9 protein-coding genes are annotated in these 10,334 nt (G+C 45.0%); 4 read left to right on the top strand and 5 right to left on the bottom strand.

All coding sequences use genetic code 11. From position 1 onward, the window contains the following. The first annotated feature begins 23 nt into the window (after positions 1-23). Entirely contained in the window at positions 24-3,419 is a 3,396-nt protein-coding gene (gene treS, locus IQ270_RS24280) for a maltose alpha-D-glucosyltransferase (RefSeq protein WP_193975749.1), read from the top strand. A gap of 149 nt (positions 3,420-3,568) precedes the next feature. Here the strand turns inward: treS and IQ270_RS24275 are convergent, their stop codons facing one another. The 3 genes from IQ270_RS24275 to IQ270_RS24265 form a co-directional block, all read right to left on the bottom strand. After that, on the bottom strand, positions 3,569-3,889 hold the full coding sequence (locus IQ270_RS24275) for a 2Fe-2S iron-sulfur cluster-binding protein (protein WP_193975748.1): 321 nt from the start codon (positions 3,887-3,889) through the stop codon (positions 3,569-3,571). A 152-nt stretch (positions 3,890-4,041) separates the two neighbouring features. Beyond that, positions 4,042-4,689, bottom strand: a complete 648-nt coding sequence (locus IQ270_RS24270) for a sigma-70 family RNA polymerase sigma factor (protein WP_193975747.1) — start codon at positions 4,687-4,689, stop codon at positions 4,042-4,044. Positions 4,690-4,736: 47 nt separating this feature from the next. Next, the gene (locus IQ270_RS24265; protein WP_193975746.1) at positions 4,737-4,874 is read right to left on the bottom strand and encodes a hypothetical protein; all 138 of its coding nucleotides are present in this window, start codon (positions 4,872-4,874) and stop codon (positions 4,737-4,739) included. Positions 4,875-4,888: 14 nt separating this feature from the next. On the opposite strand from IQ270_RS24265, the gene IQ270_RS24260 reads away from it, so the two are divergent. From IQ270_RS24260 to IQ270_RS24250, 3 genes are all read left to right on the top strand, one after another. Beyond that, a complete protein-coding gene (locus IQ270_RS24260) occupies positions 4,889-5,161 on the top strand; it encodes a hypothetical protein (RefSeq protein ID WP_228056651.1) in 273 nt (90 codons plus the stop codon). Next, on the top strand, positions 5,151-5,378 hold the full coding sequence (locus IQ270_RS24255; RefSeq protein WP_193975745.1) for a hypothetical protein: 228 nt from the start codon (positions 5,151-5,153) through the stop codon (positions 5,376-5,378). The genes IQ270_RS24260 and IQ270_RS24255 overlap by 11 nt, the downstream gene beginning before the upstream one ends. A gap of 289 nt (positions 5,379-5,667) precedes the next feature. Continuing rightward, positions 5,668-6,456, top strand: coding sequence for a DUF5131 family protein (locus tag IQ270_RS24250; protein ID WP_193975744.1), 789 nt, complete (start codon positions 5,668-5,670; stop codon positions 6,454-6,456). On the opposite strand, the gene IQ270_RS24245 is transcribed toward IQ270_RS24250, so the two are convergent. Both IQ270_RS24245 and IQ270_RS24240 read right to left on the bottom strand, forming a co-directional pair. Further along, positions 6,437-7,564, bottom strand: coding sequence for a three-Cys-motif partner protein TcmP (locus tag IQ270_RS24245; protein ID WP_193975743.1), 1,128 nt, complete (start codon positions 7,562-7,564; stop codon positions 6,437-6,439). The two genes, IQ270_RS24250 and IQ270_RS24245, sit on opposite strands and share 20 nt — an antisense overlap. Positions 7,565-7,587: 23 nt before the next feature. Beyond that, on the bottom strand, positions 7,588-10,334 hold a 2,747-nt coding region (locus IQ270_RS24240; protein WP_193975742.1), incomplete at its 5' end, for a hydantoinase B/oxoprolinase family protein.

Here is a 10,334-nt window from a genome sequence, read left to right as displayed (position 1 = left end):
AATTAGCAATCACCATAAAAATTATGGCAAGCTCAATCTTAAATGACGATCCCTTGTGGTTCAAAGACGCGATAATTTACGAAGTACCAATTCGCGCTTTTGCAGACAGCAATGCAGACGGCATCGGCGACTTTCGAGGACTAACAAAAAAACTCGATTACCTGCAAAACTTGGGAGTAACAGCAATTTGGGTACTGCCATTTTTTCCCTCACCGCTCCGAGACGACGGCTACGATACATCTCACTATACCACCGTCAACCCGATTTACGGCACGTTAGAGGACTTTAAAAACCTTTTAGAAGCAGCGCACCAGCGGGGAATTAGAGTCATTATTGAGTTGATTGTCAACCACACCTCCGACCAACACGAGTGGTTTCAGCGAGCGAGGCGCGCTCCGAAAGGCAGTAACGAAAGAGATTTTTATGTGTGGAGCGACACGCTAGAAAAATATCAAGATGCTCGGATTATTTTTCAAGATTTTGAGACTTCTAATTGGTCTTGGGATGCGGTAGCAAAAGCTTACTACTGGCACCGCTTTTATTCCCACCAACCAGATTTAAATTACGACAATCCTGCCGTCCGCCAAGCCATTTTAGAAGTGGTGGATTTCTGGTTGGCATTGGGCGTAGACGGATTGCGAATGGATGCTGTACCTTACCTGTACGAGCGCGAGGGTACTAACTGCGAAAACTTGGCAGAAACTCACGCTTTCCTCAAGCAGTTACGCAAGCACGTAGATGAAAAATTCCCGAACCGGATGCTGCTAGCGGAGGCGAATCAGTGGCCGGAAGATGCGGTTGAATATTATTCGGCTGGGGATGAATGTCACATGAACTTTCATTTTCCGTTGATGCCGCGTCTGTTTATGGCTTTGCACATGGAAGATAGCTTTCCGATTAGCGACATTCTCCAGCAAACTCCACAGATTCCCAATAACTGTCAGTGGGCATTGTTTTTGCGGAATCACGATGAATTGACGCTGGAAATGGTCAGCGATGAAGACCGAGATTATATGTATCGGGTTTACGCTCAAGACACTCAGGCGAGAATTAATTTGGGTATCCGCCGCCGCTTGGCTCCTTTGATGGGAAACAACCGCCGCCAAATTGAGTTGATGAATGCTTTGCTGTTGTCTCTTCCGGGTACGCCGGTGCTTTACTACGGCGATGAAATTGGTATGGGCGACAATATCTATTTGGGCGATCGCAACGGGGTGAGAACTCCGATGCAGTGGAGCAGCGATCGCAATGCCGGTTTCAGTCGCGCTAACCCGCAGCGGCTGTACGCGCCGCCAATTGTTGACCCTGAATATCACTACGAATCTGTTAACGTCGAAGCGCAGCGCGCGAATCCGAGTTCTCTGTGGTGGTGGATGAAACGCTTGATTGCTGTTCGCCAGCGCTTCCAAGCATTCGGCCGGGGAACTTGCGAATTTCTGTACCCAGAAAACCGCAAAGTTTTAGCTTTTGTCCGCACCTATCAAGACGAACACATCCTCGTAGTGACTAATTTATCGCGCTTCGTCCAGACGGCAGAATTAGACCTTTCGCCGTTTAAAGGTGCTGTTCCGGTGGAGATTTTCGGTCGGACTGAGTTTCCGCCAGTTGGCGACTCGGATTATTTTTTGAGCTTGAGTCCTCACACATTTTACTGGTTTACTCTTACTGTTAAGCAAGAGGAATTTTCACTGCACGGTTTGAAAACAGATTTGCCGAGTTTGGCGGTCGTCGGCACTTGGGAAACTGCTTTTTCTCCAACAAGTCAGCTCAGCAATATGTTGGTGTCTCTTTTGCCGAATTACTTGCAATCCAATCGCTGGTTTAACGGTGCAGACAGGATAATTCAATCATTAGAAATCAGTGAAATTGTACCTGTTGAATCGAAAAATAGTGCGGGTGAAAAATCTACAGTTTACATTTTGTTGCTGCATTTGAATTATACTGAAGGTATGGCGGAAACTTACGTTTTGCCTTTAGGCTGGGAACAGATCAAAGGCGAGCCGGACGATCGTCCGTCGATCGCGCGCCTGCAATTCCCAGAAACCAAGGAAGTCGGAGTGCTATTTGATGCTGCTGGGGACAAAGGTTTTCTGAGCGAGCTGCTGGGGACGATCGCCACGAATGCCAGTTACAAAGGTTCAGCGGGCGAACTGGTAGGAATTTCCGACAATTTATTTAGCTCAGAACAAGATTTATCGCAGCTAGAACCGTATTTGTTCAAAAAAGAACAAAGCAATACATCCGCAGGTTACGGCGATAGCTTCGTTCTCAAAATCTTGCGAAAATTCGAGGAAGGAATCAACCCCGAATTAGAAATCGGACGCTTTTTAACCGATCGCCACTCCATCCAAAACTACGCTCCAATTGTCGGAGAATTGGAATATCGCACAGCCGAAAACAAAGCAATTACAGTCGGAATCCTGCAAAAACTAATCCCCGACAGCAGGGACGCTTGGTCTTATACATTAGACACGCTGCGAGACTATTTCGAGCAAGTAATGACAGTAGAAGCAAAGTATTCCGGCGATATTTTATCTACTTCCCCCCAAGATTATTTACCCAGCGCTTTGACCGCACAAATGCGACAGTCAAACTCGCTACTCGCCGATTTATCCCTAGAAGTACCCGCACTAGCTCGCGAACTCATCGGCTCTTACCTAGCATCAGCAGAACTTTTAGGTCAGCGGACAGCCGAACTCCACCTCGCTTTAGGTTCTGACACAGAAAATCCCGCTTTTGCGCCAGAAAATTTCACCTCCTTTTACCAGCGTTCCATCTATCAATACATGAGAAATCTGGCAGGAAGAACTTTGCTGTTGCTGAAAAAGCGGCTGTCTAAACTGCCGCCAGAAACGCAAAAGTTGGGACAAACTCTTCTCAACCGCGAAGACTTCCTGATGGAACGTTTCAAGTCTATTTTGAACTTGAGAATCACCGCCGACAGAATTCGCTGTCACGGAGACTTTCATTTCGGACAAGTTCTGTATACAGGGAAAGACTTCGTAATTATTGATTTTGGAGGAGAACGGGATCGACCCTTAAGCGAGCGGCGGATGAAAAGGTCGCCTTTGCGAGATGTTGCGGGAATGCTGCAATCTTTCAATTACGCGGTTACTATGGCGCTGCGGAACGAAGTAGACAGCGGTATGATCCGCCCTGAAAACTTATCGGAAATGCAGGAGTGGGCGAATGTTTGGCACCGCTGGGTTAGCTTGACTTTTCTCAAGAGTTATTTGTCAACAGCAGCGGATGCAAGTTTCTTGCCAAAATCTGTACCGGAATTGGAAGTTTTGCTGAATGCTTATATCTTAGAAAAAGCGGTTTCTGAGTTGTCATACGAGCTCCAGTACCGTTTGGATTGGGCAGAAATTCCGCTCCAGCGAATTCTACAATTGCTGCATATCGAGCGTCAGTCATAGCTGATTTTTAAGTGTTAATTAAAGGTGCGCGCTGCGCGCACCTTTAATTAACTCAATCTGCTTTGATAACGATTTTATCGGCGAATAGGATTCGCGACTATACAAACAAAGTCCGCGCAACGCGAGACTCAAGAATAAAGATTTTTGCATTACTTAAAATAGAGAGCTGCTTGATACAAAACTTGTTCTTGATGGGTTAACAAAGTGCAGTCAGAAAGCGGGTAAGCCACGCAAGTAACGGCATAGCCAGCTTGCAATTCTGAGGGCTTCAAAAACTTTTGTTCGCTTTGGTCGATTTCACCGCTAAGCAGTTTGACAACGCAAGCAGAACACTCTCCTTGCTTGCATCCATTGGGCAAGCGGATGCCGGCATCTTCTGCCATATCTAAGATATACTGGTCGTCTGGTACGGCGATCGTGCGATCGAGCGCCAGATCCTGATTCACCAGCCGAACTTGATAAACTGCCATTTCCACCTCTGATATTATTTCCGAGTATTAGTGCGGTTGAAACCGATTTTTGTCAAATATAATCGAGACTCGGCGGTTGAAACCGCCTCTTGTCAAACGAAGTCCGCCTGCGCGGACTGAAGAATAATTGATATTAGCGGAATTATCGGCTGCTAGACAAGTGCTTGTTGATAATCGAGATTTTCATCTAGATAAATAGCCCGAATATCCTCCGGCAAATTTGATTCTAGAGTTTGATATCCTTTTTGGAGCAAAGCTTTCACCTGAGCGGGAGAAATAGCTTCACCTTCTGCTTGCAAATAAGCTGCAATTCGAGTTTCGCTCCAGCGGAAAGTCTGAGCCATCAACACAACTAAACGCGGCAGAGGCGCTAACAATTCTAAGGCTTGTTTGACGTAACACCAGAGGGGAGGCGGAGCCGATTGCAAAGAGTAGTGAATCGTTTCAACCGGGGGCAATTCGGCTTGATTGATGCAGATAGCGGTGACATTGATCAGCCAGTTTTGGAGACTGAGATTGCCGCCATCAGACTCTGGGATTTCGCTACGCAAATCGAGGCCTCGGAGCTCGTGATAGATGTGCAGCCAAGTGTGAGCAAACAGGTAATCGCCTTGTACGGGCGATCGCACGGAATGGCGAATCAGCGAGTGGACAATTTGAGCGTAGCGGCAAAAAATCGCCGTAAAGAACTTACCTTGATCCGGATGGTTTTGAAACAAAGTCAATAATTCGCGATCGCTGTGATGGAACAGGGATTTAACCACAGGATGGTTGAGTTCGGAAAAAACAGGTGTTTGCACAATTGTTCTGGAAAGGTTTTGGGAATATATGCTGGTGCAGCCTGATTCTACACGATTTGTCGATCGACATTCCAGAGTTGAGGGTAATTTTTTAGCGGTACGATGCCCGCAGAGCCGTATTCCTGGGATTTTGCCGATGTTTCAAGATAGTATATAATGTGAATCCGCGCGATCGAGCTTTTCACAGAGCAGAAAAGTTATGAAAAACTCAGGCTATATTACTCCCAATCAACAACAACCCGTACCAGAAAAACCTGTAGCGGTTGATGACGGTCAATTAAGAGCGATCGCCTACAGTATGGATGCTCTAATTCCCGGTTTTTATGCTTGGTTTGGCCCGCTTAAAATCCGTATTGGTGGCAGTGAAGCAGAAGAAACATATCCGGGAACAATTCACAGTTTAGCTGGCATAGGGCTAGTATTGTCAGACTATCGAATCTATACCACTTACCCTGGGAGTTATGACCCTTGACAAGCACACAATTCAAGGTGTTTCGCCAATTCTCTCTAAAACTTTGCCTGTAGCTGACTTTGAACAACTGATGTTCAATGCAGGTTACACTCGTATTGGCTCAGATCCAGCAAAAGGCAGTAGAATTAAATTTTGGTGGAGTCATCCAACTTTTCCTAGAGTCGAGTCTATCTACAGTTCTGACTTAAAAACTGCCATAACTGCTTACCATGTTTAGTGATTCGCAGCGTGCACAGTGCAGACCTTGGTATATGATTGAATTAGGAACAATTAAATGTTTGCACAATTGTTCTCTAACGGTTTTTAAAATAAATTGTATTTCAGCCATATTTTACAATACGATATACATTTCATGCAACTGCTTAAAACTTGTTGATATTTACGTTATATTAATTATATAATAGAGTTGTAGGTAATCCTGCATCAATCTAAATTGATACATATAAACTATATGTATCCAGCGCACATCAAAAAATAATTTATTGTTTCAAGGGTAAGATTCTTTTATGTCTAGCATTAATACTGGTATCGAATGGTGCGATCGCACATGGAATCCCACAACAGGCTGCGATAAAGTCAGTCCCGGCTGCACTCATTGTTACGCAGAAGCATTAACAAAGCGTTTCCATACTAATTTCCCTAATGGGTTTACTTTTCAAGAACACCCCAAGCGTTTGAACGAACCTAGAGGTTGGCGAAAGCCCAGTCGAATCTTTGTTAATTCAATGAGCGATTTGTTCCATGAAGATATTTCTATTGATTTTTTGAAACAAGTATTTGATGTAATGCGCGAAACTCCTCATCATATTTATCAAATCCTTACCAAGCGAGATAAACGTTTAGAAGAGTTAGCTTCTCAGCTTGAATGGTCTGATAATATTTGGATGGGCGTATCTGTCGAAAATCAAAGTTATGTTCATCGTGTGGATTCTTTGCGAAAAGTCAATGCAAAAGTACGTTTTTTATCCTGCGAACCGCTTTTAGGGCCATTACAGCTTGATTTAACTGGAATTCACTGGGTAATAGTTGGGGGAGAGTCGGGCCAAAAACACCGTCCGATGCAGGTAGAATGGGCACAAAGTATTCGGGATCAGTGTCAGGAGGCTGGAGTCGCGTTTTTTTTCAAGCAGTGGGGAGGTAGAACACCTAAAGCTGCTGGGAGACTTCTCGATGATAAAATTTGGGATGAGATGCCAAAAGCATGGAATAAACATCAAAAGCAATTCAATGGCTACACTTTCAGCGTGAGTCGAAACTCCAATAAGGTAGTAAAACCTACTTTGGTGGGAATGTAACTTTCACCGGATCTCCAAATGTAATTTCTCCTTGGTGCTTCCTTCGTTTACTAGCAGGTGGATCTGCGATAATTTTACCTTGTTGTTCTAGTTTCTTAAGAGCGTCCTTGTAATTTTTACTAATGTAGCGCTTGCCAACATGATGCTGATTGTAAATTTGTTCCATCGTAATCGTCTGACCAGCAAATTCATTCAACAGCATATTTTCCAAATCGTCAAGTGGTCGTGATAGCTCGAAAAGTAAAGGTTGATATTGTGTGGCTGAATTATACTCAAACAACGGTACGCCTTGCTCTGTACTAGAGCTTTCTTTTGCCATAATTTCTTTCATAATTGAGTAGCCCCGCACATTCTTAGACACAAAAATTAGATGGTGGCTAGTTCTAATTCCTGTATCAGTTTTAAAGCAAAAAGGAAGAACGTAGTTACCACCTATTTCTTTTAGAGCCTGAGAGATAGCCTCCACAATAACTAACTCTCGCTCATAAGGTTGTTGCAATTTTCTTAGTTGTTCTCTAAGTGCATCAGCTCGCTGTTGACCAAATAGAGAGTTCATATGTTTATCTACAGCAACGTTGGGCAAGCCCATATTTATCCTATTGTAGTTAAAGAAAAATATGCAATCGCAACCCCAATCTTTAATAACCGCTCCAATTAGCTCAAGAGACAAGCCTTTATAACCCCAAGGGTCGATAAAGAATAGTGTAGGAACATAATTAATTTTTTTAATTGCTTCGACAATTTCTTCTCCAACCTCCTGGTTCACAACTATTGGTGTATGCTTTAATGTTCCTATATTTGGAATTGATTTTATAGCCTGATCGAGAGACTGAGTATTATCTGAGTCCTTATCATTAAATAAGGTTACTAGCATTTGTGGCATATCTTTATCTGCAATAGCACGTTCCAAGACAAGTAGTGGAGTAGACTTAGAACCATTTTGATAGCGACCAGGCCCAGAGAACAAATCAATATAGGCAATTTTATTACTCATTTTCTTGGCTGTGGGTATAATTACCTTTGCCCAGGCCCAAAAGTATTTAGCAACTATTGCTGATTTCACTAAAGAATTATCTCTGGATTCATCAAAAAAAGAATTATCAGCCATGACTATTACCTCTGGACTCTAGTTCATTTTACTGTCGCTACAATAGTACCATAACCTCCACCCCCAGGTGTTTCAATTACAAAAACATCCCCAGCCTGCATTTCGACACTCGCGGTACTCCCCAATTCCTCCACATTTCCATCAAATCTTTCAACATAATTGAGCCCAACTTTCCCGGCTTCACCTCCTTGCAAACCGCAGGGAGAAATCACCCGCCGCCCGGAGAGAATTCCCGCCGTCATCGCTTCCAGAAACCGCACTCGCCGCACCACTCCATTACCGCCGCGATGATTTCCATTTCCCCCGCTATTCCCCCGGATGGCAAAACTTTCTAACAACACCGGAAACCGCCATTCCAACACTTCAGGATCGGTTAAACGGGAATTAGTCATGTGAGTTTGTACCGCATCAGTGCCGTCGAAATTTGCACCAGCACCGGAACCGCCGCAAATTGTTTCATAATATTGATAGCGTCGATCGCCAAATGTGAAATTATTCATGGTGCCCTGAGAAGCTGCGATCGCACCCAGCGCACAATACAAAGCATCCGTAATATTCTGCGATGTCTCCACATTTCCCGCCACCACCGCCGCCGGATAGCGCGGATTCAGCATACAGCCAGCGGGATTGATGATTTCGAGAGGCTTCAAACAACCAGCATTCAGAGGGATATCGTCATCTACCAAAGTGCGGAAAACATACAACACAGCCGCTTTACACACCGCAGCCGGAGCATTAAAATTGTTGAATTGTTGGGAAGAAGTGCCAGTAAAATCGATTTTCGCACTGCGCGCCGACTTATTAATTGTAATAGCTACCTTAATTTCTCCGCCGCTATCCATCGGATAAGTAAATTCGCCATCACTCAAAACCTCAATTACTCGGCGCACAGATTCTTCAGCATTATCTTGGACAAAACCCATATAAGCTTGTACTGTGTCCAAGCCGTAATGTTTTACCATCTTGAGAAGTTCTGCTAAACCGCGATTATTGGCGGCAATTTGCGCGTGCAAATCTGCGATATTTTGTGTGACATTGCGAACCGGAAAATCCCCAGATGTGAGAATTTCTAGTAATTCTGTTTCTCGAAATTTGCCTTCGCACACTAACTGGAAATTGTCAAATAATACGCCTTCTTCAGTTACAATTTTACTGTTGGGAGGCATGGAACCGGGAGTGATCCCGCCGATGTCGGCGTGGTGTCCCCGCGACGCCACATAAAATAAAGGAAGCGAGGAACACTTATCAAATACTGGAGTAATTACGGTGATATCTGGTAAGTGCGTGCCGCCATTGTAGGGATTGTTAGAAACATAAACATCGCCAGGCTTAATTTGATGAGCTTGTGCTAAGATTAAAGCTGCAACACTTTCGCTCATCGAACCGAGATGCACGGGAATGTGCGGTGCGTTGGCAACTAATTGTCCGTTTTTGTCGAAGATGGCGCAGGAAAAGTCGAGGCGTTCTTTGATGTTGACGGATGAACTTGTATTTTGTAAAGTCACGCCCATTTGTTCGGCGATCGCCCGAAATAGGTTATTAAAAATTTCTAACAAAACAGGATCTGATTTAACCACAAATGAATGGGTGTTAACTGCATTCATCGGCGCGGATATGCGGTTCAAAATTAAGTCATCGTTTTCGGTAATTTCGCCTTCCCAACCTGGTTCTATAATATTAGTTCCAGTTGCTTCGACAATCATCGCCGGGCCCGTAATGCAGTCGCCCGATCGCAAATTTTCTCTCAGGTAAACAGGCGTTTCCCGCCACCCGCCAGCCACATAGGTTTGCACCGTGGAAATTGCTGGCACGGGCAAGATGCCCGTGCCACAATCAGAGGAGTTTTTTGACTTATCTGGCACATCCATTATTTCTACAGTTTCCACCGAAACGGCTTCCACAATTAGCGGTTTTTCTGGCATGATAAAACTGTATCGCTGTCGGTGCAATGTTTCAAACTCAGCCTGCATATCCTCAATATTTCCAGCAAGATTGACCATCAAAACGGAATCACTGCCCAGATACTTAAGATGCAGCTTCCTAATAATTAAAACCTCTTTCTCTCCCTCTGTGTCCTCTGCGCCTCTGCGGTTCAATTCCCTCTTTCCCTCCGCCTCCAAATGCGCTAAAACATCATGCAAATCCGCAATTAATTCAGCACTTAATAATTGCTCGATCGCCCTTTCGCGCAAGGCCCGCACATCAGCCAAACCCATACCGTAAGCGGACAATACCCCCGCATAAGGGTGAACGAACACCCGTTTCATGCCCAAACTATCGGCGATCGCACAAGCGTGTTGGCCGCCCGCACCGCCGAAACAGCACAATGTATATTCCGAAACATCGTAACCGCGCTGAAGCGAGATTTTTTTGACAGCATTAGCCATCTTTTCCACGGCGATCGCCAAAAAACCCTCCGCCACCTGTTCAGGTGTCCTCTCGCCCCCAATTTCCCCCGCTAATTGGACAAATTTTTGCGTGACTATCTCAGGGTCGATCGGCAAATCTCCATCCAATCCAAACACTTTCGGGAAAAAATCCGGTTGAATTTTCCCCAACATCACATTGCAATCAGTCACCGTCAAAGGGCCGCCTTTGCGATAGCAAGCCGGGCCGGGATTAGCGCCCGCAGACTCCGGCCCGACGCGGTAGCGAGCCCCGTCAAAAAACACGATCGAACCGCCACCGGCTGCTACAGTGTGAATTGCCATCACGGGCGATCGCAATCTCACCCCAGCAATTTCTGTCTCGAATTCGCGTTCGTATTCGC

It is taken from the genome of Microcoleus sp. LEGE 07076, from assembly GCF_015207455.1.
Lineage (GTDB): Bacteria > Cyanobacteriota > Cyanobacteriia > Cyanobacteriales > Microcoleaceae > Microcoleus.
The sequence above is the reverse complement of the archived record's forward strand: the minus strand, read 5'-3'. Positions and strand labels throughout refer to the sequence as shown.

Bases quoted from the DNA above. Each gene is read 5' to 3' on its own strand.
- IQ270_RS24275 (WP_193975748.1), bottom strand. From the start codon at position 3,889: ATGGCAGTTTATCAAGTTCGGCTGGTGAATCAGGATCTGGCGCTCGAT.
- IQ270_RS24255 (WP_193975745.1), top strand. From the start codon at position 5,151: ATGACCCTTGACAAGCACACAATTCAAGGTGTTTCGCCAATTCTCTCT.
- IQ270_RS24250 (WP_193975744.1), top strand. From the start codon at position 5,668: ATGTCTAGCATTAATACTGGTATCGAATGGTGCGATCGCACATGGAAT.
- IQ270_RS24260 (WP_228056651.1), top strand. From the start codon at position 4,889: ATGAAAAACTCAGGCTATATTACTCCCAATCAACAACAACCCGTACCA.
- IQ270_RS24245 (WP_193975743.1), bottom strand. From the start codon at position 7,564: ATGGCTGATAATTCTTTTTTTGATGAATCCAGAGATAATTCTTTAGTG.
- treS (WP_193975749.1), top strand. From the start codon at position 24: ATGGCAAGCTCAATCTTAAATGACGATCCCTTGTGGTTCAAAGACGCG.